This window comes from Mesorhizobium sp. M0292 (assembly GCF_040321695.1).
Taxonomy (GTDB): domain Bacteria; phylum Pseudomonadota; class Alphaproteobacteria; order Rhizobiales; family Rhizobiaceae; genus Mesorhizobium.
In genome coordinates this window covers 343617-369850 of record NZ_JAMYSB010000002.1, presented here as the reverse complement: position 1 = coordinate 369850, position 26234 = coordinate 343617, and the positions used below count along the sequence as shown (strand labels likewise).

Below are 26234 nucleotides of genomic sequence, written 5' to 3'. Positions count from 1 at the left end.
CGCCATGGAGACGCTCGGCCATCTCGCCCACGGATTTTCGGTCGCTTTCTCGCCGATGAACCTGCTGTGGTGCCTGGTCGGCACCACGCTCGGCACCGCCATCGGCGTGCTGCCCGGTCTCGGGCCGGCGCTGACCATCGCGCTTCTGTTGCCGATCACCTACCAGGTGGCGCCGGAGGCGTCCTTCATCCTGTTCGCCGGCATCTATTACGGCGCCATGTATGGCGGCTCGACGACCTCGATCCTGCTCAACACGCCGGGCGAAAGCGCCACCATCGTCACCGCGCTGGAAGGCAACAGGATGGCCCGCTCGGGTCGCGGCGGCGCGGCACTGGCGACCTCGGCGATCGGCTCCTTCGTCGCCGGCACCATCGGCACGATGGGCGTCGCCTTCCTGGCGCCGGTGGTGGTGAAGTTCGCGCTGGCCTTCGGGCCGGCCGAATATTTCTCGCTGATGGTGCTTGCCTTCATCACGGTGTCGGCGGTGCTCGGCTCGTCCTCCGTGCGCGGCCTCACCAGCCTGTTCATCGGCTTCGTCATCGGCATGATCGGCGTCGACCTGCAGACGGGACAGCCGCGCTTCACCTTCGGCATGAACGAACTGCTCGATGGCGTCGATGTCATCATTGCCGCGGTCGGCCTGTTTGCCGTCGGCGAGACGCTCTACATGGCATCGCGCCGCTATGCCGGCAAGGACGAGATCGTGCCGCTCAAGGGATCGCTCTACATGACAGCGGCCGAATGGGGACGATCGTGGAAGCCATGGCTGCGCGGCGCTTTTATCGGCTTCCCGATCGGCGCCATGCCTGCCGGCGGCGCCGAGATCCCGACCTTCCTGTCCTATGCCATCGAAAAGAAGCTGTCGAAGCACAAGGAGGAGTTCGGCACGGTCGGCGCCATCGAGGGCGTTGCCGGACCGGAAGCCGCCAACAATGCGTCTGCCGCCGGCGTGCTGGTGCCGATGCTCACCCTTGGCCTGCCGACCTCGGCGACTGCCGCAATCATGCTGTCGGCCTTCCAGAGCTACGGCATCAATCCGGGACCGCTGCTGTTGACGACGCAGGCCGATCTGGTCTGGGGCCTGATCGCCAGCCTGTTCATCGCCAACGTCATCCTGGTCGTCCTCAACCTGCCGCTGATCGGGCTGTGGGTACGGCTGTTGAAAATCCCTGCGCCGCAGCTCTATGCCGGCATCCTGGTGTTCGCCACCGTCGGCACCTACGGCATCTCGCAATCGCCGATCGACCTCGTCATCCTCTATCTCCTGGGGGCCGCCGGCTTCCTGATGCGGCGCTTCGATTTCCCGACAGCGCCGGTCATCATCGGCATGATCCTGGGGCCGCTCGCCGAAACGCAGTTCCGCCGGGCGATGACGATCTCGAACGGCGACTGGTCGGTGTTCTACACCCACAAGCTGTCGCTGGTGCTGCTGATCCTCGCCTTCATCGGTCTAGCCGGGCCGCATATCTGGGCCTTCATCGAGCATCGGCGCCGGCGCGGGCCGGAGCATGTGCCGGGCGATGCCTGAGCAACCTGGAGCATCATGACCGATCTGCTTGCCGGCATCCGCATCCTCGACCTGACCAATGTGCTGGCGGGCCCTTATTGTGCCTACCAGCTGGCGCTGCTCGGCGCCGATGTCATCAAGGTCGAGACGCCGCAAGGCGGCGATCTGGCGCGCCAGCTCGGCGCCTCGCCGGCGCTCAACAATGCGGGCATGGGCGCGTCGTTCCTGGCGCAGAATGCCGGCAAGCGATCGGTGGTGCTGGATCTCAAGAGCGAAGCCGACCGCGAACGCTTCCTCGATCTCGTCGCCTCGGCCGACGCGCTGGTCGAGAATTTTCGACCGGGCGTGATGGGGCGGCTGGGTCTCGGCTATGAGGTGCTGAAAGCGGTCCGCCCCGGTCTCGTCTATTGCGCCATATCCGGTTTCGGCCAGAGCGGGCCGATGCGCGACAATCCGGCCTACGACCAGATCATCCAGGGGCTGTCCGGTATCATGAGCATCACCGGCACGCCGGAGACAGCACCCTTGCGGGTCGGCTATCCCGTCGCCGACACGCTGGGCGGGCTGGTCGGGGCCTTCGCCATCGCCGCGGCACTGGTCAAGCAGAAGACCTCGGGCGAGGGCGCGTTTCTCGATGTCTCGATGCTGGAATGCACGCTGTCGGCGCTGGGCTGGCCGGTGTCCAACTATCTGACCGCCGGTGTCGAGCCGCAGCCGATGGGCAATGAGAACATGACGGCTGCGCCCTCCGGCGCGTTTCGCACCGGCGACGGCCTGCTCAACATCGCCGCCAACAAGCAGGAGCAGTTCGTCACGCTTTGCCGGCTGATCGGCCAGCCGGAACTGGCCGACGACCCGCGCTTTGCCGAGCGCGAGACGCGCAAGCAGAACCGCGCTGTGCTGAAGGTGCTGATCGAGACGGCCTTGGCGAGCGCCTCGGCCGCAGCCTGGGAGGAAAAATTCAACCGCGCCGGCGTGCCGGCGGGCCGGGTGCTGACGATCCCCCAAGTGCTTGGCGAGCGCCAGGTCGTCGAGCGCGACATGACTACGCGTTTCCAGGGTCTGCCCGGCATGGCGCAGCCGCTGACCGTGGTGCGCGGCGGCTTCATGGTCGATGGCGCGGCACCCTTGCCGGTCCTGCCGCCACCGGTGCTGGGTGAGCATATGGACGAGGTTTTTTCCACCCTGCCGCCGCGCGCCAGGAGAAGCGCGTGAGCGAGAGAAAAACCGGCCGCGAGCGCGGCGAGGAGTGGTGGCAGACCGGCATCATCGAGATGAGCCCCGGCATCATCCGGCTGCGCGGCTATGAAATCCAGGAGCTGATCGGCCGCGTCAGCTTCCCGGCAACGATCTGGCTGATGCTGCGCGGCGAATTGCCGAGCAAGGAGCAGGCGGCGCTGCTCGGCATTGCGCTGGGGGCGGCCGTCGACCACGGGCCGCAGGCGCCGTCGATCGCCATTGCACGCATGGCCATCACCTGCGGCGTCGGCATCAACAGCGCCATGGCGTCCGCCGTCAACGTGCTGGGTGACGTGCATGGCGGCGCCGGCGAACAGGCGCTGTCCTTCTATGGCGACATTGCCGTGGCACTTGACCAGGGTGTTGCGCTGGACCAAGCCGTAGCCGCACGGCTCGACCGTTTCTTCGCCGAGGAGAAAGGCTATGTGCCGGGATTTGGCCATCGCTTCCACCCGGTCGATCCGCGCGCGCCGCGCCTGATCGCAGTGACGCGCGAGTTTGCCGCGCGCGGCGTCGTCAGCGGACGCTTTGCCGACATCGCCGAGGCCGTCGAATCAGAGGTGGCACGGCGCAAGGGGAAGAAAATACCGCTCAACATCGACGGCGCCACCGCCGTCATCTATGGCGAGCTCGGCTTTCCGCCGCCGTTGACGCGCGGCCTGTTCGTGCTCTCGCGCTCGGTCGGCATCCTGGCGCATGCATGGGAACAGTCGCAGCAAAGCGAGCGCAACAAAGGGCCGCTGCCGCGCGAATGGCTGTGGGCCTATACGGGCACGCCGCTGCGGCCATTTCCCGCTGAGGGGGATGAGGGTCCCGCTGAAGGGGACGAGGGCAAGTGAGGTTGGTCAGGCCGGGTCCGGCACTGCCGGCTGAGGCGGCGCCAGGTTGGCCATCAGCGTCGAGAGATCCGGCTCATCGATGAGCAACGCCGCGTCCTGCGGCTTGAGCCATGCCCGCTGGCGGCTCTTGGCCTCCTGCCAGTTGGCCAGTTCCTCGGACACCTCCAACAGATAGACGACGACGTCGACGCGCACGAAATTGTGCTCCAGCCGTTTCCAATAGGAATAGCTGCCGGCCGGCGCCTTGCGGGTCTTGCCGAGCACGCCGGCTTCTTCGCGCGCCTCGATGGTGGCGGCCTTGCGCCCGCTCTTGCCTTTCATGGGCCAGCCCTTGGGCACGATGAACCGCTTCGTCGCTCGCGACGTCACCAGCATCACTTCGAAATTGCCTGAAACGTCCAGGCGAAAGGGAATGGCGGCAACCTGGCGAATGCGTTCGCCTCGCCTTGCCTTGCGTACCGCCTTTTTCTTGGTCGTCGCCATGTGCTGAAAATCCGGTCGGCGGGCGCACCGCCGCACGCCGCCTGCAAACCCTGATATGCCCGCGAGGCAATGAGCATTTTTAGTAAATAAGTCGACTAAGTAAATCGCAAGCGACCGATATCAACGGCAAACACGCACAATCTGGTTGTTGACGATCTGAATCGGACAAGCTTGCCGGACGACGGGCACTTCGGGGCGCGGCTGCGGCACGATCCGACGGTCCTGCTCGCGATATTGCTGCTGCTGTTGCTGGAACTGCTGCCGCTGCAGGCTGTTGCGCAATTGCTGCAGCTGGTTCTGCTGGATCAGCCGGTTGGCGCTGGGATTGACGGACTGAGCCGCAGCAAATTGCATGATGCCGGCGAGCGTTGCCGCCGCCAGCATTGCCGACATGAGAACTGTCGATAGGCGAAGCGTCGACATCAGTTCATTCCAGTACAGATATAACCTCCTCTCTATATAGGGCGTTCGTCTCGATCTGCCATGGGCCGGTCTGCCATTGGCGGATCTGCCACGGGTTGGCGAAATCCCTGAGGATGCGGCCTGCCGCACTTGACAGAAAAGATCGATTGACCGCTCTATCGGGCGCGGATCTCGGGCTCAATCGCGGCTGACTCGAGGCACAATCGGGAGCATATTGATGAAAAGCAGGCAAGTATATTTCGCGGCGCTACTGGGCAGCATCTGTATTCTTGGCCCGGTGGCAGTCGCGGCGCAAACCAAGACCGACAAGGCGGCGCCTGCCGCCGCAGCGCCCGCCCCTGCTGCCGGCCCGACATTGCCTGGCGGCGCCTCGGCGCTGTCCGAGACACATGGCGACTGGACGGTCAATTGCCAGGTAACCGGCACGGCCAAGGTTTGCAGCCTGTCGCATCAGCAGTTCAACAAGCAGTCCAACCAGCGCCTGCTGGCGATCGAGCTGTCGAGCAAGAGCGGCGACGATGCCGCCGGAACGCTGGCGCTGCCGTTCGGCCTGGCGCTCGCCAAAGGCGTCAGCCTGACCATCGACGACCAGAAGCTGGAAGGCAGCCTGCCGTTCAACACCTGCCAGGCCGTCGGCTGCCTGGTGCCGGTGGCGTTCGATGCCAGCGTCACGCCGCTGCTCAAGGCAGCCACCACGCTGAAGATCGACGCCTTCGCGGCCGACACTGGTCAAGCGGTGAGTTTCACCATCCCGCTCAACGGCTTCGGCGGCGCACTGGCACGGACCGCGGAACTCTCGGCGGACTGAGCGGAAAACGTCCGGTCACTCAACCTCGCGCAGCCGGTACCCAACGCCGGTCTCGGTGGTGATGTAGCGCGGCTGGTCGGGCGACTTTTCGATCTTCTGCCGGAGCTGGCGGACATAGACCCTGAGATACTGCACGTCGGTCGAATCGCCCCACACCTGCTTCAGCAGGAAATGGTGGGTCAGCACCTTGCCGGCATGCTGCACCATAATGCGCAATATGTCGTACTCCTTGGGGGAGAGCTTTATCTCCTTGCCTTCGACCTTGACGATGCGCTTGACCAGGTCGACGCTGAGATCTCCGGTGTGGAACACCGGCTTTTCGCCCTGCTGCTGGAATTTGTGGCGCAGCGCGACGCGGATGCGGGCGACCAGTTCGTTCATGCCGAACGGCTTGGTGATGTAGTCGTCAGCGCCGAGTTCGAGCGCCGCGACGATGCCGGCTTCGTCGGTGCGGCTGGACAGGATGACCACGGGCACGTCGAGGCCGTCGTCGCGCCATTTCCGCAGGAGATCGAGGCCACCCATGCCGGGCAGGCCGAGGTCGAGCAGGATCAGATCCGGCTTTTGTGCATCGACGAGTTCGATCGCAGCCTTGGCGTTGGGCGCTTCGCTGACCGCATAGCCCTGGCTGCCGAGGCCGACGCGCAGCAGTTTGCGGATCGGCGGCTCGTCATCGACGACCAGTATGCTGACATTGGAATTTGTCATGCCGGATCACCAGATGCTTGCTCGTCCACACCTGATACGTCCGTATCGGACGATTGTACCAACCTCGGCATGCGGATTGTGAAGACTGCGCCCGGGCGATCGCTGCGGTTCGCCGCCATGATCGTGCCGCCCATCGCCTCGATGAAGCCCCGGCAGATCGACAGGCCGAGCCCGGTGCCGGCCTGGACCTGATCGCGCTTGCGCACCCGGTAAAAGCTGTCGAAGACGCGCTCCAGGTCGGCGGGCGGAATGCCCGGTCCCTCATCCATGATCTGCAGCGCGACGGAGCCATTGTCGGCCCAGCCCTGCAGCCGGATTGTCGATCCCTGTGGCGCGTATTTCGCGGCATTGTCGAGCAGATTGAACAGCATTTGTTCGAACAGCACGGGATCAAGCTTCAGCATCGGCAGGTCGGCCGGAATATCAACCTCGGTCTTGTGCCCGGCAGTGATCTTGCGTGCCCGCTGCAAGGCCGAGCCAACGACATCGCCGACATAGTGCAGGGCGAAATTCGGTTCCATGGCGCCCGATTCAATCTTGGTCATGTCGAGCAGATTGGCGATGAAGCGGTTCAGCCGTTCGGACTCGTCGAGCACGGTGGTCAGCAGCTCGGCCCGATCGTCCTCGGGCAGTGCCGGCGCAAATTCCCTGAGCGTGCCGGCCGCGCCCATGATTGCCGCCAGCGGCGTCTTCAGATCATGCGAGATCGACGTCAGCAGTGCCGAGCGCAAGCGGTCGGCCTCGGCCGCCAGCCTGGCGCGGTCGACATCGGCGACCAGCTGGATGCGCTCGATGGCAACCGCCGCCTGGTCGGCCAGCGCGTCGAGCAGGCGCTGTTGCTCGGGCGTCAAGAGCGGCTCCTGCTTGTCATTGTCGAGGCCGACGACGCCGATGGCGGTACGGCCGGTCCGCAAGGGCAGGTAGAGCCGTTTTGCCCCGGGCAGGGTATCGGCGCCACGGCCGGCAGCCCGGTTGTGTTCCCAAGCCCAGCGTGCAGCCGCGATGTCGGCCTCGGCCAGCGTGTCATCGGGGGGATAACCGGCCTTGACGGTGATCGTGCCTTCTTCCGGCAAAAGCAGCACCACGCGCAGCTTCAGCATCGAGGCGATCTGGAAGGCTGTGGCCCACAAAACGTCGTCGAGCGTGCCGGCGCCGGCGAGCTTCTTTGAAAAGAGGTAGATGTCCTCGGTGGCCCGAGCGCGTGAACGGGCGGCGGCTGCCTGACGCTGCACACGCGCCGTCAGATTGCTGGCGATGACGGCAACGACGAGGAAGACGGCGAAGGCAACGATGCTCTCCGGATCGCGGATCGTCATCGTGTAGCGCGGCTCGAGAAAGAAGAAGTTGAAGGCAATGGCGCTGAGGAAACAGGCGTACAGCGCCGGCCACAGGCCAAAGGTCACTGCCGATGTCAGCACCGCCAGCAGCAGCACGCTGGCAAGGTTGCGAACGTCGAGGAACTGATCGAGGACGGCGCTGACGGCAAGCGCGCCGGCGACATAGACGGTCGAGAAAAGATAAGGCCAGATTTGAAATGGCGTCTGCTCGGCCGCCGCCTTGACCCTCGACGTGGCCTCGTTGTCGCGCTCCGTTCCTGAAATGACATGGACGCTGATATCGCCGGCATTGCGGATCAGATCGTAGGTGAGCGAACCCTCGATCAGTTCGCGCCAGCGCGAGCGGGTCGGCCTGCCGACGACGATATGGGTGAAGTTGTTGGCCATGGCGTGGCGGACGATGTCCTGGGCGACGTTCTGGCCCGGAATGGTCGTCACCTCGGCGCCGAGCTGCTCGGCCAGGCGCAACAGTGTGGCCAGCCGGTCCTTGTCTTCCTCCGACATGCCGGCCGAACGCGGCGTGTCGACATGCAGCGCCGTCCACGGTGCGCGCAGCCGGTCGGCCAGCCGGCGCGCATAGCGGACACGAGACGCTCCGCCCGGACGCGCATCGACGCAGACGAGCACCCTTTCGCCCGCCGCCCAGGGGCCGGGAATGGCGTGCGACTGCATGTGGTTGAGCAACTGCTCGTCGACGCGCTGGGCGGTGCGGCGCAGCGCCAATTCCCGAAGCGCGATCAGATTGCCCGGCGAGAAATAGTTTTCGACTGCGCGCTGGGCAGTGTTGGGGAAATAGACCTTGCCCTCCTTCAGCCGCTTGATCAGGTCGTCGGGCGTGAGGTCGATGATCTCGATGTCGTCGGCCTGGTCGATGATGGAGTCCGGGACCGTTTCGCGCACCCTGACGCGGGTGATCTGTGCCACGACGTCATTCAGGCTCTCGACATGCTGGATATTGAGCGTGGTGTAGACGTCGATGCCGCGCGCAAGGATTTCCTGGACGTCGAGATAGCGCTTGGGGTGGCGGCTGCCGGGTGCGTTGGTGTGGGCGAGTTCGTCGACGAGCACCAGCGCCGGCCGGCGGGCGAGGATGGCGTCGATGTCCATCTCATTCAGCACGCGGTCCTTGTAGTCGACCTTCTGGCGCGGGATGACCTCGTAGCCGTCGACCAGCGCCAGTGTTTCCTTGCGGCCGTGGGTCTCGACGACGCCGATCACTACGTCGACGCCGTCGGCCAACCTGGCGCGGCCGGCCATCAGCATTTCATAGGTCTTGCCGACGCCGGGGGCCGCGCCGAGAAATATCCGCAGACGGCCGCGCTCTTCCCGTTCCGCATGCTCGAGCAGCGCGTCCGGAGAGGGTCTGGTATCGTTGCTTCTGGCGTCCGGCATCAGGCTCGATCATGAACGGCGCCGAGGATCGTGTCGATCCCCGGCCCCTGGCTTCAGAGATTGTCTCTCACTGCTTGGTATCGTCCAGTGCCAGGTTGAGCGCCAGCACATTGACGACCGGCTCGCCGAGGAAGCCGAGTTCGCGGCCTTCGACATGGCTGTCGACAAGCGCCTTGACCTTGGCTTCGTCGAAGCCCCTGGCCTTGGCCACCCGAGCGACCTGGAAATAGGCGGCGTCCGGGCTGATAGCGGGGTCGAGGCCGCTGCCGGACGTCGTCACCAGATCCATCGGCACCGGCTGGTTCGGGTTCTCCGCCTTCAGCTTTGCAACATCGCCCTTGATGCGGTCGATCAGCTTGGGGTTGGTTGGACCGAGATTGGAGCCGCTGGACGCTGCGGCGTTGTATCCGTCGCCGGCAGCCGAGGGGCGGCCATGGAAATACTTGTCGTCGGCAAAGCCCTGGCCGATCAGTTCGGAGCCGATGACCGTGCCGTTTTTCTCGATCAAGCTGCCATTGGCCTGGTGCGGAAACAGCGCCTGGGCGATGCCGGTCATGCCCAGGGGATAGATCAGGCCGGTCAAAACGGTGAAAAAGACGATCATGATAACAGCGGGTCTTATCTGAGTGAGCATGGACGTATTTCCTTAAGCGAGGCCGAGGCCGGTGACGATCATGTCGATCGCCTTGATGCCGACGAAGGGAACGATGATGCCGCCGAGGCCGTAGACCAGCAGGTTGCGGCTGAGCAGCGCGCCGGCGCCGATGGCGCGGTATTTGACGCCTTTAAGCGACAGCGGGATCAGAGCGATGATGATCAGCGCGTTGAAGATGATGGCCGACAGGATGGCGCTCTGCGGCGTGGCCAAGTGCATGATGTTGAGCGCTTGCAGGGGGCCGATTGTATGTCCCGGCGCAACGTAGAAGACGGCAAACATGGCCGGGATGATGGCGAAGTATTTGGCGACGTCGTTGGCGATCGAGAAGGTCGTCAGCGAGCCGCGCGTCATCAGCAGCGCCTTGCCGATCTCGACGATCTCGATCAGCTTGGTCGGGTCACTATCGAGGTCGATCATGTTGCCGGCCTCGCGGGCGGCAACCGTGCCGGTGTTCATGGCGACGCCGACGTCGGCCTGCGCCAAGGCCGGCGCGTCGTTGGTGCCGTCACCGCACATGGCGACCAGCTTGCCCTTGGCCTGTTCGTCGCGGATCAGCTTCAGCTTGTCCTCGGGCGTGGCCTGGGCGAGGAAATCGTCGACGCCGGCTTCGGCTGCGATCGCCGCCGCAGTCATCGGATTGTCGCCGGTGATCATCACGGTGCGGATGCCCATTTTGCGCAGTTCGGCAAAGCGCTCGCGGATACCACCCTTGACGATGTCCTTGAGGTGGACGACGCCGAGCAGGCGGCCGTCACGCTCGACGGCCAGCGGCGTGCCGCCCGACTTGGCGATCTCGTCGGCGATCGCCTGGAGATCCTTGACGGTGTCGCTGCCGGGGCGCGTGCCGTGAGTGGCCGATGTCGACTGGCTGACATAGGCGAGAACCGAATCGACGGCGCCCTTGCGCACCGACGAGCCATCGATGTCGACGCCGCTCATCCGGGTCTGCGCGGTGAAGGGCACGAAGCTGGCATGCAAGGTTGCCATGTCACGGGCGCGGATGGCGTATTTCTCCTTGGCCAGCACGACGATCGAGCGTCCCTCAGGCGTCTCGTCGGCGAGCGAGGCGAGCTGCGCGGCATCGGCCAGTTCCTGTTCGGTGACGCCCTTGACCGGGCGGAATTCGGTGGCCTGGCGGTTGCCGAGCGTGATGGTGCCGGTCTTATCGAGCAAAAGCGTATCGACGTCGCCCGCCGCTTCGACGGCACGGCCGGACATGGCCAGCACGTTGAAGCGCACCAGGCGGTCCATGCCGGCAATGCCGATGGCCGACAGCAGGGCGCCGATGGTGGTCGGGATCAAGGTGACGAACAGCGCGACCAGCACCGTCACCGGGATATAGCCGCCGGAATAGGAGGCAAAGCTCGGGATCGTGGCGGTGGCCAGCACGAAGATCAGCGTCATGCCGAGGAGCAGGATGTTGAGCGCGATCTCGTTGGGCGTCTTCTGGCGCGAGGCACCCTCGACCAGCGAGATCATGCGGTCGAGGAAGGTGTGGCCGGAGGCGGCTGATATGCGCACGCGAATCCAGTCGGACAGAACCTGCGTGCCGCCGGTGACCGCCGAACGGTCGCCGCCGGATTCGCGAATGACGGGTGCGGACTCGCCGGTGATTGCCGCCTCGTTGACCGAGGCCACGCCTTCGATCACTTCACCGTCGGACGGGATGATGTCGCCGGCTTCGACCAGCACGATGTCGCCAACCTTCAGGCTGGTGCCGGGCACCAGCTTGAACCTGGAGCGGTCTTCGCCGGCAAGCAGCTTGGCCTGGGTTTCGGTGCGCGCCTTGCGCAGCGAATCGGCCTGCGCCTTGCCGCGGCCTTCGGCGACGGCCTCGGCGAAGTTGGCGAACAGCACGGTGAACCACAGCCAGATGATGATCTGCAGCGTAAAGCCGAAATCGCCGCCGCCGGTGGCGAGATCCTTGACGAACAGGACCGTGGTAAGAAGCGAGACGATGGCGACGACGAACATCACCGGGTTCCTGACCAGCGTGCGGGGGTCGAGTTTCCTGAAGGCGCCGCCGATGGCCGGCCACAGGATGCGGGCATCCATGATGCTCGCGGATTTGGACTGGCTCATTTGGTGGCTCCAGTATCTGAACTGTTGGCCGGCACCGACCGATCGGATGCCGAAAAGAGGGGCGGCGGACCATAGGCCAGCAGCCAGATCACGATCATGACTGCCGCGAGGCCGAGGAAGGTAGATACGCTGGGGAAGGGAGGGGGCGTTTCCTCCCCCTCATTGCCGGCTCGTGGGCCGGCTCGCGGCCGGGCCTTCATGCGTTTTGGGTAGAACCAGGACATGACAAGCCTCAGAATGTCTGGCCGTTGATGGCAGCCAGGTGCTCGACGATCGGTCCGATCGCCAGTGCCGGGAAGAAGGTCAGGCCGACGACGATCAGGATGACGCCGATGAGGAGGCCGACGAACAGCGGGCCGTCGGTCGGGAAGGTGCCGGCGGAAGCCGGAACCGTCTTCTTCGTCGCTAGCGAGCCGGCAATGGCAAGCGCTGGAATGATGACGAAGAAGCGACCCACCCACATGGAGATGCCGAGCGTGATGTTGTACCAGGGCGTGTTGCCGGAAAGGCCGCCAAAGGCCGAGCCGTTGTTGGCCGCCGCCGAAGTGTAGGCATAAAGAACCTCGGAGAAGCCATGCGGACCGCCATTGGCCATCGAGGCGACGGCGCTTGGCAGCACGACCGCTATTGCCGTGAAGACCAGCATGACCAACGGCAGAGCGAGGATGGCGAGCATTGCCATCTTGACCTCCTTGGCCTCGATCTTCTTGCCGAGATATTCGGGCGTGCGGCCAACCATCAGGCCGGCGACGAACACGGTGATGACGATGAACATGACGATGCCGTAGAAGCCGGCGCCGACGCCGCCGACGATGACTTCGCCGAGCTGCATGTTGAGCATCGGGATCAGGCCGCCAAGTGCTGTGAACGAGTCATGCATGGCGTTCACCGCACCGCAGCTCGCAGCCGTGGTGATGACGGCGAATAGTGCCGAAGCGGCAATGCCGAAGCGGCTCTCCTTGCCTTCCATGTTGGCGCCGTCGACGCCCAACGCATGGACCAGCGGATTGCCCGCGGCTTCCGCCCAGTAGCAGATAACGACGCCAGCGATGAACAGCACACCCATCGTGGCCAGGATCGCCCAGCCCTGGCGCTGGTTGCCGACCATGCGGCCGAAGACGTTGGTGAGTGCAGCACCCAGCGCGAAGATCGTCACCATCTGGATCATGTTGGAGATGGCGTCGGGGTTTTCGAAAGGATGCGCGGCATTGGCGTTGAAGAAGCCGCCGCCATTGGTGCCGAGCATCTTGATGGCGACCTGCGAGGCGACCGGCCCAAGGGCGAGCGTCTGCTTGGCGCCCTCCAGCGTGGTGGCGTCGACATAAGGCCCGAGCGTCTGCGGCATGCCGAGCCAGACATAGACAAGGGTGAGCACGATGCTGAGCGGCAGCAGGATGTAGAGCGTGCAGCGGGTCATATCGACCCAGAAATTGCCGATCGATTTGGCCGAGGCGCGGGCGAAGCCGCGGATCAGCGCCACCGCAATGGCAATGCCGACGGCGGCGGACATGAAGTTCTGAACAGTCAGGCCGGCCATCTGCACGAGGTAGGACAACGTGCTTTCGCCGCCGTAATTCTGCCAGTTGGTGTTGGTGACGAAGCTGACGGCAGTGTTGAAGGCGAGATTGGGTTCGACCGATGCCATCCCGGCCGGATTGTAAGGCAGGACGCCCTGCAGGCGTTGCAGAAAGTACAGCACCAGGAAGCTGGCAAGGCTGAAGAAGATGATTCCTGCCGCGTAGGTCGTCCAGTGCTGCTCCTCGCGCTCGCTGGTTCCCGAAATGCGGTAGAGGCCGCGCTCAACGGGCCCGAGTATGGGCGAGAGAAAGGTGCGATCGCCATTGAAGACGCGGTACATGTAGCCGCCGAGCGGCTTCACCAGCAAAACGACGATCCCGCAATAAACCAGGATCTGTATCCATCCGTTGAGTGTCATGGGTTTCCGTGCCTTGCTTCAGAAGCGTTCTGGGCGAACGAGGGCGTATGTCAGGTAGACGAGCAGGAACAAGGTCACGCCGCCACCGAGGATGTAATCGACAAGCATGGTGCGATCCTTCCGCTTAAAGAGCGTCGCAAGCTTTGATGTAGGCGAGGGAAAGACCGAAGAACAAAACCTCGATCCCGATGACGACGATGTCCATTTGTGTTGGTCCTTGCTTCTGCTTGTATTTGGCGCCAGCGACTGGCGAGCCAGAAATTCCATGAGAACGGCCCGCCGTAACTCTGGGGTCACGGCGTCCGCAGCGTTTTGCTCGAGATGGAATATGGACCCGATCGCCATAAAGGTTCGAGACGGGGCCGGGAGGAAAGATATAAAATTCCTATAAAGATTTCCGGGAGATGGCTCCGTTCCGGGCCGCTAGAAACCGACGCCATGATATCGCGACCCCTCTTGCGGCGGCTCCGTCTTTCGAAACAATGGGAACGCAAAACGAGGGAAAAACAGATGCTCGACATGGCACCATCGAAACAGGCGGCGACATGGCTTTGCGCGCTTGCACGGGCGCTGGAAGCTGATGACGCCGAGGCGGCCGCCAACCTGTTCGTCGAGGATTGCTACTGGCGCGATCTGCTGGCTTTCACCTGGAACATCACCACGATGGAAGGCCGCGATGAGATCCGCGACATGCTGCAAGCGACGCTGGCGGAAACGAAGCCCTCACACTGGACGCTGTCCGGCGAGGCGACCTCGGATGAGGGCACCGTCGAGGCCTGGTTCACGTTCGAAACGGCGGTCGCGCGGGGCGAAGGGATTGTGCGCCTTACGGACGGCCGCTGCCGGACCTTGTTCACGGCGGTGCGTGAGCTCAAGGGGTTCGAGGAACAAAAGGGACCGGCGCGGCCGCTTGGTATCCGTCACAAGGCCGATCCGAAGCGCGAAACCTGGGCGGAGGCGCGGGCGCGCGAGACGCGCGACCTCGGCGCCACCGAGCAGCCCTATTGCCTGGTGATCGGCGGCGGGCAGGGCGGCATCATGCTCGGCGCGCGGCTGAGGCAGCTCGGTGTGCCCACCATCATCATCGAGAAAAATGCGCGCCCCGGCGATTCCTGGCGCAACCGTTATCGCTCGCTCGTGCTCCACGATCCGGTCTGGTACGACCATCTGCCCTACATTCCGTTCCCGGAGAACTGGCCGGTGTTCACGCCCAAGGACAAGATGGGCGACTGGCTGGAGATGTACACCAGGGTGATGGAGCTCAACTACTGGGTCGCCACCAAATGCCTCAGCGCCAGCTATGACGAGGCCGAGAAGGTGTGGACTGTGGTGGTCGACCGCGTCGGCCGGCAGATCACGCTGAAGCCGAAGCACATTGTCTTTGCCACCGGCGCCTATGGCCCGCCACGCCAGATCGCGCTGCCCGGCGCCGAGACCTTCAAGGGCGAACTCCTGCATTCCAGCCAGTATGCAAGCGGCGAGAAATTCCGCGGCAGACGTGTCGCTGTCATCGGCGCGGCAAGCTCGGGGCACGATGTCAGCGTCGACCTCTGGGAGAGCGGCGCAGACGTCACCATGATCCAGCGGTCGCCGACGACAGTGGTGAAATCCGACACTCTGATGGAAGTCGGCTTCGAGATCTTCTCGGAAAAGGCTTTGGCGCGCGGCATCAGCACCGACAAGGCCGACCTGATCGTCGCGTCCACGCCGTTCGCGCTTGTACCCAAGGGCCAGCGGGATCTTTACGAGGTGATCAAGGCACGCGACGCAGACTTCTACGACCAGCTACGCGCCGCCGGCTTCGCCATCGATTTCGGGGAGGACGAGACCGGGCTGTTGATGAAGGCCTACCGCACCGGCTCCGGCTACTACATCGATGTCGGCGCCTGCGAACTGATCATCAATGGCGAGATCAAAGTGAAGAGCGGCGTCGGCATCAGTTCATTGACGCCGACCGGCATCCTGTTCGACGACCGCAGCGAGCTGGCCGTCGATGCGATCGTCGCCTGTACCGGCTACCAGTCGATGAACGAGACCGTGGCGGCCATCGTCTCGCGCGAGGTCGCCGACAAGGTCGGGCCATGCTGGGGCCTCGGCTCCGGCGTCAAGGGCGATCCCGGTCCTTGGCAAGGCGAGCTGCGCAACATGTGGAAGCCGACGGCGCAGGACGCGCTGTGGTTCCACGGCGGCAATCTGGCGCTGTCGCGGTTTTACTCGAAATATGTGGCGCTGCAGATCAAGGCGCGGATGGAAGGGATTGCGACGCCGGTGTTTGGGGCGGTGAGTAACGCAGGGCGCTAGCGATCTCCTCCCCCCTCGAGGGGGAGATGTCGCCGAAGGCGACAGAGGGGGTCGCCACGCGTGGAGCGCTGACCTTCATTCTCGGCAAGGAAGGTCGCGTCCGGTCGAACCGACCCCCTCTGGCCTGCCGGCCATCTCCCCCTCAAGGAGGGAGATTATCCACGCCCGAAATGCCGTGCCGCGACCTCGACATGCGTATGTGCCGCATGCGGCGCGAAGCGCTCGGTCTCGTTGTGGTCGGGCGCTTCGTTCGGCCACCAGACACCGCCGATAACAATGCCTTCTGAGACCAGCCGCTGATCCGCGATCAGCGCCGCACCGACCGCATCGACGAAGGTAAAGCGCCCGGGGCGCAGTCTCAGCACCGCGACATCGCCGACACCGCCAACTTTCAACGTCCCAAGCTCCGGCCTGGCGATCGCCTCGGCTGGCCTTTGCGTGGCGGCGCGCAGCACCTCGACCAGCGGCATGCCCAGCGCCATTAGCTTCGACATGCAGACCAGTATGTCGAAGGCCGGACCGTCGACGCAATAGAGATGCACGTCGCTGGAGATGACGTCGGGCGCGAGGCCCTCGGCCAGCATCGCTTTCGCCACGGCGAAGTCGAACGATCCCATGCCGTGGCCGATGTCGAAGATGACGCCGCGTTCGCGGGCCAGCCGCATGTCCGGCCGCACCGCGCCGGAGGCGAAGACCGGCGCGTTGGGGAACGGGCGAAAACAGTGCGTGAGGATGTCACCCTTGCGCAGGCGCGGCAGCACCTCGGAACGGCCGGGCGGCGGCTCGTCTATATGCGCCATCAGCGGCAGGCCGGCCCGGTCGGCGGCTTCCAGCGCGAGGTCCACCGGCGCGATGCCGCTGGTGCCGCCGGCATGCTTGCCGGAGCGCACTTTTACGCCGACGACGACACCGGCGTGCTCGCGCACCGCGGCCACCGTCTCGCGTGGCTCGCAGAGCCTGAGATCGCTGCATTCGCCGACAGAGACGCTTTGCGAGAAGCCGAATATGCCGGCAAAGGAGATGTTGACATAGGCCAGGATGCGCACCTTCGAGCGCTCGATGACATGGCGGCGAAAGCCCAGAAAATTGCCGGCGCCGGCGCTGCCGGCATCGATGAAGGTCGTGGTGCCGCTCTTGGCCGCCAGCCGGTCGGCGTCGACGCCCAGCGAGGTGCCGCCCCAATAGACATGGCTATGCAGGTCGATGAGGCCGGGCGTGACGATGCAATCACGAGCGTCGACTATCTTGGTGGCGTGCTCGGCATCGATCGCCGCCTCGATGGCCACGATGCGTCCGCCCGCAACGGCGACATCGCGCGGCGCGTCCAGGCCCGAGGCCGGATCGATCAGGCGGCCGCCCTTGATCAGGAGATCGAACTGCATCGGCGCCTGCCTCTCTTCGTTTTGGGGCATGATCTCTGGACAAAACGATTTCCGTTTGTCCGAGAAAACCCCGTCTCCACTTTTCGGGATCATGCCCCGGCTGGTCAAACCGGCCGGTAGGCGACGGCTTCGACCTCGATCTTGATGTCGATCATCAGCCGCGATTCGACCGTGGTGCGGGCCGGCGGATTCTTCGGGAAGTGCTTGGCGTAGACGGCATTGAAGGCGCCGAAGTCGCGCGCGTCCTCGAGCCAGACCGTGGTCTTGACGACATCGTCCATGGTGCAACCGGCCAGCGCGAGTGCCGCCTTCACATTCTGCAGCACCTGCTCGGTCTGCTCGGTGATGCCGCCCTTGACCACGATGCGGTCGCCGTCGACCGGCACCTGACCTGAGATGTAGACGAAATCCCCGGCGCGCACGGCCGGCGACAGCGGCACGTGGGATGTTCCAAAACACTCTTTGGGCAAGGGAAACTCCTGTTCAGAATGGCGGGCCGCGCCCCGTTTTCGCCGACCGCTCTACGCCTGTCCCGGTGATCCTCATAGGGGGCTTTTTGGAAAGCAACATTTTTCCAAACGCGTGTTGCTTTATCGCAGGCTCGCCAGCATCTTGCGCGTCGCATTTTCCCGACAGGAGATTTCAATGACCTTCGACAAGAACCCGTTTCCAGAGGGCGATGCGGATCGTCACGCGCTCTGGGAAATGCTGGTGCGGCGCGACATCGACGCCTTTATCGGTCAGGACTGGTCGATGGTCGAGGATGATTTCCTCGCCGACAGCTTCTTCGGCATGCATGCGCATTTCCTCAGCGATGCCGACGCCTGGCGTCTGCAATTCCCGAGCCTTGCCGTCTATCGCGACGAATGGCTGCGCCAGGCCAAGGAGACGGCGGCGGCCAGATTCGCCGAGCCGCTGCGCGAGGCGCTGTTTCGCGTCACCAACATGCGCGACATCGACGTCGATGGCGACCGCGCCGTGCTGCACAAGAAGTTCAACGGCTCGGTGGCCAAGGCCGATGGCAGCGTCGACAAGCTGAAATGGCAGACGCTGTATTTTTGCAGGAAGGTGGCGGGCCACTGGAAGATCGGCGGCTTCGTCGGCTACATGCCACATCCCTTGGGGATCTGAGTCTTGCCGCTCATGCTATTGCCGTCCTTCGCGCACGAAGACGTCCGCTTCCCGGGCTGCGGCTGTAAAAGCTCGGCGCGGCGCCAACCGAACTCACTCGAACTCAAGCGAGTTGAACGGCACAGGTTCGTCCCACAGGGCTAGCGGGAGCGGTGGTCGAACACGACCGCCATGGTCTTACCAATTGCCGCCATGACGACGAGTTCGACGAGATCGTCGTCGCTGTCGACACAGGTTGGATCCATGCGGCGGATGGCGTCGAGCGCCGCTCTAGTCGAGACGGTATCGCCAGCGCGGAATCTGGAAAGCGCAGAGGAAACAAGGTTCTGGGTTGTCACGTCGATGACAGGTACGCTCGGCACTACGTTCATGGCTTCCTCCTGCCAAGAACCCTCTCCCGAAGGAAATAATACGCCGAACAACGGCGTGTGCCAGCGGAATCGTGGTCCGACCAGATTGCCGGGAGGGCACGTTTGCGTGTTTGATAGGATCGAGCCCACAGCGTCCAGGACGGGACATGAAACTGTACTTCAGCCGCAATCCCAATCCGCGCCTCGCGGTTGCAACTGCACGTCATCTGCAGGCCAAGGTCGAGTGTGAGTTTGCGGCACCCATGGCGCCCGGGCAGGCTGAGCGGTTTCGTCAGCTCAATCCCAATCTTACCCTGCCGATATTGGCATGGCCGGGCGGCAGCCTGTGGGAAGCAGACGCCATAGCCTGCCTTCTGTCGCGCGAAGCGGGTTCGGATTTCTGGCGCGGCGGCGATGACCAACCCGACATGATCCGCTGGCTGAGCTGGGGCAAGGAGAATTTCGTCCGGGCCTGCGACATCGTGCATTTCGAGCGCGGAACCAAGCAGCGCTACGGGATTGGGCCCGTCGACCAGGGCAAGGTCGAGGAGGGGCTGGCGGAGTTCCGCATCGCGGCAGCGATTCTCGAGGCGGAGCTCGCCAAGCGGCCATGGCTTGTGGGCAAGTCGCTCTCCTATGCCGATTTCCGTATGGCGACGTTTTTGCCGTTCAACGATGCAGCCGGCCTGCCGCTGGCGGACTATCCCTCTGTCCTGGGTTGGTATCGCCGGCTCGAAGCCATCGATGCCTGGCGCGATCCCTTCGACGGGCTGGACGCGCCGCTTCTGCCGCCGGTCAACTCCGCTTGATGTGCTTCCCTTTGGGCAGATGGGCTGATGTGTGGCGCTTTGGTAGCATAGGTGTGGAACAGCGGGCGAGTTGCCATGGCGCGCTCGACGGCTCGCGGCCGGGTTGATAAGCCCTGTCCGCAAGGAGAGTCGTGACATGACCGTAGCCATCGAGATGGGACAGACGACGGCGGGTGCGCCGGCGGCGCTCGACCTTGAGGAGCTGCTGGCGACCCGGCTTCTGGTGCAAGGCAATTCCGGCTCCGGCAAATCGCACCTTTTGCGCCGGCTCCTGGAGCAGAGCGCGCCCTGGGTGCAGCAGACCATCATCGACCCGGAAGGCGATTTCGTCTCGCTGGGCGACCATTACGGCCATCTGGTCATCGATGCCGAGGAGCATACGGAGCGTGGCCTGCAAGCAGCCGGCGAGCGGGCGCGCATCCACCGCGTCTCCACGGTGCTCAATCTCGAAGGGCTCGATGCCGAGAACCAGATGCGGCGCGCCGCTGCCTTTCTCGGCGGGTTGTTCGAGGTTGCCCGCGAGCATTGGTATCCGATGCTGGTGGTGGTCGACGAAGCGCAGCTGTTCGCGCCCGCCGTGGCCGGCGAAGTGTCCGACGAGGCGCGAAAGCTCTCGCTCGGCGCCATGACCAATTTGATGTGCCGCGGCCGCAAGCGCGGCCTTGCCGGCATCATCGCCACGCAGCGGCTGGCAAAGCTCGCCAAGAATGTCGCGGCGGAGGCGTCCAATTTCCTCATGGGCCGTACCTTCCTCGATATCGACATGGCGCGCGCCGCCGACCTTCTGGGCATGGAACGGCGTCAGGCCGAGGCGTTTCGAGACCTGGAGCGCGGGCACTTCATGGCGTTGGGCCCAGCGCTGTCGCGCCGTCCGCTGGGCGTGCGCATCGGCCAGACCGAGACCAGCCCGCGCAACGGTACGCCGCGGCTGATGGCAATGCCGGAAACAGCGCTTGAAGACGCGCGCGCCATCATCCTGGCGGCGCCGCCGCCCGAGACGATGCGCGCGCCGCGCCGGATGGCGTCGCCGGAGCTGCTCGACCAGCTGATGGCGGCCAAATCGGCGGCGATGGAGATCCGCCCGGAACCTGCGGAACCGGCGGTAAGCGCCGAGGATATGGCCGAGCGGCGAGAGCGGGTGGACCGTGTCCTGCGCGCCATCCTGGCGCAGCCCGATGCGGGTTTCCGCGTCATCGGCGTGCTTTATCAGGAGTTCGTCGTCCGCTGCCGCATCGAAGGCCTCGCTTCGGTGGTGCCGGACCTCTCAGAATTCCGTCGCATGCTGACGCGCGCCCGCGCCGGGCTCGGCGCCGACATGGCAGGCGATGACGCCTGGCAGGACGTTTCCGTGCGCGCCTCGCTGCTGCCCGAGGACATGCAGGGCGTGTTCATGATGATCGCCCGCGCCGCCAAGGAGGGCTGGCCGTGCCCGAGCGATGCGGCGATCGCGCGCGCCTACGGCTCGCATTCGCTGCGGCGCGCCCGGCGGCTGCTCACCTATATCGAGGAGCAGGGCCTCATCGTCTGCCAGCTCGACGGCACCGGCCGCCGCACGGTGACGCTGGTCGAGCTCGCCTGGGCGACGGCGCCGGGCGACCCCAATGCTGCGGAGGCGGAACAGGGCAGCCTGGCGCTGTGAAAGGCGAACAGGCAGCTACCTGACTTGCTTGCGCGGTTCTGAACAAGATGTGTTTCGCCGATCGGCGCGCGACGATTTATGATGGGTTTCCGAGAATCGCAGAACGGTTCGGGCGGGAGGGTTGTCCGGTGCGGTTGAAATCTCTGGCTGTCTTTGTCTTTGGCCTCCTCGCCATCGCCGGCATCGCCTTGACGATGTCTGCCCGGTCTTTTGCCGCGTCCTCCGATATACCGGCGTGGCTGCAGGCCCACGTCGGCAATGACGACGGCGAGATTTCGCAAGTGGTGCTGGAGCGGGCGCGCGCGCTTTACCTGAAGAAGGTCGCGCAAGGCGCGGTCCACAATGGCTGCTATTTCGCCATGGATGCGACGCGCCCCGGCGATCTCGGCAATGGCGTGCTGGGGCGGCGCTACTACGTCATTTGCGAGGCCAAGCAGTCGTTCAGGGCGATCTCGTCGGGCCATGGCGGCGGCCGCAATCTGAAGGGCGTGGTCGATTTCTCCAACGGGAAGCGCTGCGCGAAAAACTTCGGCAATGCGCTGGACTCGTCCTTGACGACCGGCGGCGCCTATATGACCGGCGAGGCAAAGACCTCATTCAAGGGTTTTTACCGCATCGGCGCAAAAAAGGACCAGGCGCTGCTGCGCACCTTCATCCAGTTCGACGGCGAGGGCGAGACGGCGAATGCCAGGCAGCGGGTGATCGGCGGCCACGCGGCGCGGCTGTTGCGCGGCATGTGCCTGCGCAAGAACCCGAACAGCTCCTATGCCGACCATGACGGCTTCGTGCCATACGGCAAGCTGGTGGATTATGCCGGCGGCCGCAGCAATGGCTGCACCAGCTGGTCGCCGTCCGACGCCGACCAGATCATTTCGATGGTGAAGGGCAATCCGACGACGCTCTATATCTACCCGGAATCGCGCGACATCACCGCCGTTGGTAAATCGGGCGCCTATTGGAATGCGTCCTGCCTGAAGGAGATCGGCAAGCCGAAATTCTGGCCGCGAAAGAGCCTTGAGCCGATCATCGCGCAATACGCCAAGGACAACCCGCCACCGCCGCCACAACCGTTGCCGATCTGCACCGGGCCGTGAGGGATGAGTCCTCGGCTCGGCATTGTCGGCGGCGCGGACTGGCTGGGCGGCGCCGCCGATCCGATGGGCTCTACTGATTGATCTCGGGTTCGACGAGCTTTGCAAGATTGCGCAGCGACTCCTGCCAGCCGAGATAGCAGGCTTCGGCCGGAATAACGTCCGGAATGCCGGCCTGCGTGATGTCGAGTTCCGTGCCGACCGACATTTTCTTCAGGAGCACGGTCACTTCGATCTGGCCGGGCAAATTGGGGTCGTCGAACCTGTCGGTGTAGCGCAGGCGCTCGCCGGGAACGAGTTCGAGATATTCGCCGCCGAAGGAATGGCTGCCGCCCGTCGTGAAGTTTCGGAACGACATCTTGAAGGCGCCACCGACTTTCGCGTCGAAGCTGTGTACCGTGCAAGTGAAGCCGTTCGGCGGAAGCCATTTCGCCAGCGCGTCGGCTTCTGTGAATGCGCGGTAGACCTTCTCCGGGCTGGTCGTCAGAACGCGTTGCAAACGTACGGTGCTTGGCATCTCTTCGGTATCCTTTGTGGTTTCGTTGTTCGATGCCCCAAGGACGGGTGAACCTCACCCGGTCCGACATAGCCTGTCAAATTTTCTTGAGCCCTTTGCCGGCAGCCATCCGCCCGCGACTTCGAGTCGCCGCCTCAGGCAGGCGGTCGTGTCGCGTCAAATTGCATGAATCATTGACAGGTTGCCTAACCTTTCGGCGCGGATCTCACAATTTATTAAAATTGTAAGTCTCTCCTACAAAGTTGTATTAGGATCAGCTTAACGCCTTCGGCATTATCTATTAAATGATGGGCGACGATCTCCTTGGTGTACTATAGAATGATTCCCTGGAACGACGGATCAATTTAAGAGTTGATCCGAAATGGTCGCTCGAAGGTTGTCGAACGACCAAGGCAGCACGCGCAAGGAGTGTCGGAATGACCACAGTCCTCAACGCCAAAGGCATTCCACTTCCCTATACCGGCGCTTCCACCCATTGGTTCTCGGCGACTGGAGGCGCGCCTTACCGCTACGGCACCTCGGGCAACGATTCCTTCTGGGGCGACACCAACGTCAAGGTCACCATGTATGGCGGCGCGGGCGACGACTATTACCATCTCTATTCGACGATCAACAAAGCGGTCGAGAACTACGGCGCGGGCGTCGACACGATCGATACCTGGATGAGCTACAAGCTGCCCGCCAATTTCGAGAACCTCGTCGTCACCGGCGACGGCCACTATGCCTTCGGCAATGCTCAGGACAACATCATAACGGGCGGCGCTGGCAGCCAGACGCTGGACGGCGGCAAGGGCAATGACGTGCTGATCGGCGGCGCCGGCGCCGACACCTTCATCATCACCAAGGGCAATGGCAGCGACCTTATCTCCGATTTCGGCGCGACCGACACGGTGCGCCTCAACGGCTATGCCTTCACCTCGTTCGAGGCCGTCCACGCCAATATGGTCCAGGTGGGATCGAACGTGCAGCTGAACCTCGGCTCGAGCGAGGTGCTGGTGTTCCACAACACCACGATCGACAAGTTTCAGCCCGGCCAGTTCGAGCTGCCGATCGACAAGACCGGCATGACGCTGTCCTTCAACGACGATTTCAACACGCTGAGCCTGTGGAACGGCCAGAGCGGCATCTGGGATTCCAATTTCTGGTGGGGGGCGCAGAACGGCAGCTCGCAGCCCCAGAACGGCGAGCTGCAATGGTATATCGACGCCAATTATGCGCCGACCAGCTCGGTCCATCCGTTCAGCGTCGCAAGCGGCGTGCTCACCATAACCGCGGCGCATGCGCCCGACGACATCAAGCCGCTGATCAACAATTACGAATACACTTCCGGCATACTGACGACGCACGACACCTTCTCGCAGACCTATGGCTATTTCGAAATGCGGGCCGATCTCCCGGAAAATGCCGGCGCGTGGCCGGCCTTCTGGCTTCTGCCCGAAGACGGTTCATGGCCCCCGGAACTCGACGTGATCGAAATGTATGGGCAGAACCCGAATGCGCTTCTCATGACCGCGCACACAAATGAGACGGGAACCCACACCACGGTCGGGTCGACGGTGAATGTCTCCAACACCGACGGCTATCACACCTATGGCCTGTTGTGGACGCCGGACAAGCTGGTCTGGACCTATGATGGCGTCCAGGTCGCGGAAGCGGCGACGCCGTCCGATATGAACAAGCCCATGTATATGCTGGTCGACCTTGCGGTCGGCGGTCAAGCCGGCGCGCCGCCCGACCATCTGGCGACGCCCGCGCAAATGAAGATCGACTATATCCACGCCTATACGCTGAACGATTTGCAGCAGAGCCATCTGAGCACGACAGCCGAGCACGCGGTCTAGATGTCACGGGACCGCGCGCCACTCAGGGATGCGGCCATCGGCCTGCGCCCGGTTTTCCTGCGCGGCATCGCCGATATCGGCATCTTTTCGTTGCTGATCAACATCCTGCTCCTGGTGATCCCGCTCTATCTGCTGCAGGTCTATGACCGGGTGTTGCCGTCCTCCAGCGTCGAGACTCTGCTTTATCTCTCGGTCATGGCGGTCGTCGCGCTCGCCTTCCTCGGCCTGCTGGACGCGGTCCGCGCCATTTACGCGCAACGTGTTGCGGCCACCGTCGACCAGAAACTGGGCGCGCGGACATTCGCCGCCTCGCTTGGCGCCAGACATGCCGGCAGCGGGCTGTCGCCGCTGAACGACCTTGCCACGACTTGCGCCTTCATCAGGTCGCGCGGCGTGGCGGTGCTGTTCGACCTGCCGTTTGCGCCCGTCTTCCTGGCGTTGCTCTATTTCATCCATCCCGTCCTGTTCTGGCTGACGCTCGCCGGCGCCGTGCTGCTGTTTCTCCTGGTCGTGGCCAACCAGCTTGCCATCGGCAGGAACGATGCCATGTCGGCGGAGCGCTCGGCGGTGGCCAGCCAGGCGGAGCAGGCCTTTGCCCGCAACACCGACACGCTGCGCGCCATGGGCATGGTGCAAAATGCTGCCGCGGTCTGGGGACAGCACGTCACTGAGGCGCTGACCCTGCATGACCGTTCCGGAAGCGCCAATGCGATCTTCAGCGCGACGTCGCGGGCGCTGCGCATGATGCTGCAACTGGCGATCCTCGGCGCCGGCGCGTGGCTGGTGCTGCAGGGGCAGATGACCGCCGGCATGATCTTCGCTTCGTCGCTGGTGTCCTCGCGCGCGCTGCAACCGCTCGACCAGTTGATCGGATCGTGGCGGCAGATCGTCGACGCCAGACGATGCTGGAAGCGGCTGGACACAGCCCTTGCAGCGCAACCGGCGCAGGGGCGCAAGCTCGTCCTGCCCGATCCATTGGGCGCGATTTCGGTGCAGGATCTGTTCTTCATCGCGCCGAATGCCTCTTTCGGCACGGAGCCCATCCTCAAGCGGCTGAATTTTGCCATCGGCGCCGGCGAAGCGGTGGCGATCGTCGGCCCGAGCGGGGCCGGCAAATCGACGCTGGCGAAATTGCTTGTGGGCGCGCTGCAGCCGACCGGCGGCGCGGTCAGGATCGACGGCGCCGACCTGAGGAGCTGGGACGAAACCCAGCTTGGCAGGCATATCGGCTATCTCGCGCAGGAGGTGGAGCTTTTCCCCGGATCGATCGCGCAAAACGTCGCCCGCTTCGAACCCGACGCCGATGACGCCGCGATCGTCGAAGCGGCCAGGCGCGCCGAGGCGCATGAGCTGATCCTCACGCTGGCCGACGGCTATCAGACTGTGATCGGCCCGTCGCATACCGTGCTGTCGGGCGGCGAGCGCCAGCGGATCCGGCTGGCGCGCGCCTTCTACGGCAAGCCACGCATGCTGGTGCTGGACGAGCCCAACGCCCATCTCGACGGTAGTGGGGAGGCGGCGCTCGAAGCTATGCTTTCGGCCGCGCGAAATGCAAGCGTCACGACAATCGTCATCACGCATCGCCCTTCGATCGCCGCGGCCTGCGACCGCGTCATGGTCCTGCGCAACGGCATGGTCGAAGCTTTCGGCCCTGCGAGCGAGGTGCTGAGGCAACCGGCGGCCGGCAAGGCCGGGAGCGCGGTGGTGACAGGCTCGTTCGTGCCGACCGTGCGCCCGCACAGCGTCCGCTTCGGGTCATAG

23 protein-coding genes are annotated in these 26234 nt (G+C 64.1%); 11 read left to right on the top strand and 12 right to left on the bottom strand.

Annotation, left to right across the window (positions count from 1 at the left end):
* Positions 1-4: 4 nt before the first annotated feature.
* From NKI96_RS04580 to NKI96_RS04570, 3 genes are read left to right on the top strand one after another with little or no spacing between them, the layout of a single operon-like run.
* The gene (locus NKI96_RS04580) at positions 5-1528 is read left to right on the top strand and encodes a tripartite tricarboxylate transporter permease (protein ID WP_023686551.1); all 1524 of its coding nucleotides are present in this window, start codon (positions 5-7) and stop codon (positions 1526-1528) included.
* A 15-nt stretch (positions 1529-1543) separates the two neighbouring features.
* The gene (locus tag NKI96_RS04575) at positions 1544-2722 is read left to right on the top strand and encodes a CaiB/BaiF CoA transferase family protein (RefSeq protein WP_031199647.1); all 1179 of its coding nucleotides are present in this window, start codon (positions 1544-1546) and stop codon (positions 2720-2722) included.
* Positions 2719-3585: a citryl-CoA lyase gene (locus NKI96_RS04570; RefSeq protein ID WP_031199646.1), complete on the top strand. Its 867-nt coding sequence runs from the start codon at positions 2719-2721 to the stop codon at positions 3583-3585. The genes NKI96_RS04575 and NKI96_RS04570 overlap by 4 nt, the downstream gene beginning before the upstream one ends.
* A 6-nt stretch (positions 3586-3591) precedes the next feature.
* Here NKI96_RS04570 and NKI96_RS04565 read toward each other — a convergent pair whose 3' ends face one another.
* Both NKI96_RS04565 and NKI96_RS04560 read right to left on the bottom strand, forming a co-directional pair.
* Positions 3592-4068: an NUDIX hydrolase gene (locus NKI96_RS04565; protein ID WP_023669717.1), complete on the bottom strand. Its 477-nt coding sequence runs from the start codon at positions 4066-4068 to the stop codon at positions 3592-3594.
* A gap of 120 nt (positions 4069-4188) precedes the next feature.
* Positions 4189-4461, bottom strand: coding sequence for a hypothetical protein (locus tag NKI96_RS04560; RefSeq protein ID WP_155923979.1), 273 nt, complete (start codon positions 4459-4461; stop codon positions 4189-4191).
* A gap of 247 nt (positions 4462-4708) precedes the next feature.
* On the opposite strand from NKI96_RS04560, the gene NKI96_RS04555 reads away from it, so the two are divergent.
* Positions 4709-5299 carry an invasion associated locus B family protein gene (locus NKI96_RS04555; RefSeq protein ID WP_023691943.1) on the top strand — a complete coding sequence of 197 codons (591 nt, stop codon included), beginning with the start codon at positions 4709-4711 and terminating at the stop codon, positions 5297-5299.
* 15 nt (positions 5300-5314) lie between these two features.
* On the opposite strand, the gene NKI96_RS04550 is transcribed toward NKI96_RS04555, so the two are convergent.
* The 6 genes from NKI96_RS04550 to NKI96_RS04525 all read right to left on the bottom strand — a co-directional run bounded on the left by NKI96_RS04550 (position 5315) and on the right by NKI96_RS04525 (position 13520).
* Positions 5315-6007 carry a response regulator transcription factor gene (locus NKI96_RS04550; protein ID WP_023691942.1) on the bottom strand — a complete coding sequence of 231 codons (693 nt, stop codon included), beginning with the start codon at positions 6005-6007 and terminating at the stop codon, positions 5315-5317.
* Positions 6004-8736 (bottom strand): DUF4118 domain-containing protein, encoded by a 2733-nt coding sequence (locus NKI96_RS04545; RefSeq protein ID WP_352803105.1) that lies wholly within the window; start codon positions 8734-8736, stop codon positions 6004-6006. Before NKI96_RS04545 ends, NKI96_RS04550 begins: the two co-directional genes overlap by 4 nt.
* 67 nt (positions 8737-8803) lie before the next feature.
* Positions 8804-9370 (bottom strand): potassium-transporting ATPase subunit KdpC, encoded by a 567-nt coding sequence (gene kdpC, locus NKI96_RS04540; RefSeq protein WP_023744101.1) that lies wholly within the window; start codon positions 9368-9370, stop codon positions 8804-8806.
* 12 nt (positions 9371-9382) lie between these two features.
* On the bottom strand, positions 9383-11476 hold the full coding sequence (gene kdpB / locus NKI96_RS04535; protein ID WP_352803103.1) for a potassium-transporting ATPase subunit KdpB: 2094 nt from the start codon (positions 11474-11476) through the stop codon (positions 9383-9385).
* A gap of 232 nt (positions 11477-11708) precedes the next feature.
* Positions 11709-13412: a potassium-transporting ATPase subunit KdpA gene (gene kdpA / locus NKI96_RS04530; RefSeq protein ID WP_352803100.1), complete on the bottom strand. Its 1704-nt coding sequence runs from the start codon at positions 13410-13412 to the stop codon at positions 11709-11711.
* An 18-nt stretch (positions 13413-13430) separates the two neighbouring features.
* Positions 13431-13520 carry a K(+)-transporting ATPase subunit F gene (locus NKI96_RS04525; RefSeq protein WP_023669708.1) on the bottom strand — a complete coding sequence of 30 codons (90 nt, stop codon included), beginning with the start codon at positions 13518-13520 and terminating at the stop codon, positions 13431-13433.
* 402 nt (positions 13521-13922) lie between these two features.
* On the opposite strand from NKI96_RS04525, the gene NKI96_RS04520 reads away from it, so the two are divergent.
* The gene (locus NKI96_RS04520; protein WP_023704186.1) at positions 13923-15713 is read left to right on the top strand and encodes a flavin-containing monooxygenase; all 1791 of its coding nucleotides are present in this window, start codon (positions 13923-13925) and stop codon (positions 15711-15713) included.
* Positions 15714-15868: 155 nt separating this feature from the next.
* On the opposite strand, the gene NKI96_RS04515 is transcribed toward NKI96_RS04520, so the two are convergent.
* Both NKI96_RS04515 and NKI96_RS04510 read right to left on the bottom strand, forming a co-directional pair.
* Positions 15869-17095, bottom strand: a complete 1227-nt coding sequence (locus NKI96_RS04515) for an amidohydrolase/deacetylase family metallohydrolase (protein ID WP_023704185.1) — start codon at positions 17093-17095, stop codon at positions 15869-15871.
* A 104-nt stretch (positions 17096-17199) separates the two neighbouring features.
* Positions 17200-17565, bottom strand: coding sequence for a RidA family protein (locus NKI96_RS04510; RefSeq protein WP_023683098.1), 366 nt, complete (start codon positions 17563-17565; stop codon positions 17200-17202).
* Between the two features lie 175 nt (positions 17566-17740).
* Here NKI96_RS04510 and NKI96_RS04505 point away from each other — a divergent pair, with 175 nt between their 5' ends.
* A complete protein-coding gene (locus NKI96_RS04505; RefSeq protein ID WP_023669704.1) occupies positions 17741-18226 on the top strand; it encodes a hypothetical protein in 486 nt (161 codons plus the stop codon).
* Positions 18227-18366: 140 nt separating this feature from the next.
* On the opposite strand, the gene NKI96_RS04500 is transcribed toward NKI96_RS04505, so the two are convergent.
* On the bottom strand, positions 18367-18597 hold the full coding sequence (locus tag NKI96_RS04500) for a hypothetical protein (protein ID WP_023669703.1): 231 nt from the start codon (positions 18595-18597) through the stop codon (positions 18367-18369).
* Positions 18598-18743: 146 nt separating this feature from the next.
* On the opposite strand from NKI96_RS04500, the gene NKI96_RS04495 reads away from it, so the two are divergent.
* From NKI96_RS04495 to NKI96_RS04485, 3 genes are all read left to right on the top strand, one after another.
* Positions 18744-19385 (top strand): glutathione S-transferase family protein, encoded by a 642-nt coding sequence (locus NKI96_RS04495; protein ID WP_023700072.1) that lies wholly within the window; start codon positions 18744-18746, stop codon positions 19383-19385.
* A gap of 136 nt (positions 19386-19521) precedes the next feature.
* Positions 19522-21024 carry a helicase HerA domain-containing protein gene (locus NKI96_RS04490; RefSeq protein ID WP_023691930.1) on the top strand — a complete coding sequence of 501 codons (1503 nt, stop codon included), beginning with the start codon at positions 19522-19524 and terminating at the stop codon, positions 21022-21024.
* A 128-nt stretch (positions 21025-21152) separates the two neighbouring features.
* A complete protein-coding gene (locus tag NKI96_RS04485; RefSeq protein WP_023691929.1) occupies positions 21153-22118 on the top strand; it encodes a hypothetical protein in 966 nt (321 codons plus the stop codon).
* A 70-nt stretch (positions 22119-22188) separates the two neighbouring features.
* Here the strand turns inward: NKI96_RS04485 and NKI96_RS04480 are convergent, their stop codons facing one another.
* The gene (locus NKI96_RS04480) at positions 22189-22632 is read right to left on the bottom strand and encodes an SRPBCC family protein (RefSeq protein ID WP_352803097.1); all 444 of its coding nucleotides are present in this window, start codon (positions 22630-22632) and stop codon (positions 22189-22191) included.
* A gap of 416 nt (positions 22633-23048) precedes the next feature.
* Here NKI96_RS04480 and eglC point away from each other — a divergent pair, with 416 nt between their 5' ends.
* Both eglC and NKI96_RS04470 read left to right on the top strand, forming a co-directional pair.
* Positions 23049-24473: an endo-1,3-1,4-beta-glycanase EglC gene (eglC, locus tag NKI96_RS04475; RefSeq protein WP_023669698.1), complete on the top strand. Its 1425-nt coding sequence runs from the start codon at positions 23049-23051 to the stop codon at positions 24471-24473.
* Positions 24474-26234, top strand: coding sequence for a type I secretion system permease/ATPase (locus tag NKI96_RS04470; RefSeq protein ID WP_023691926.1), 1761 nt, complete (start codon positions 24474-24476; stop codon positions 26232-26234).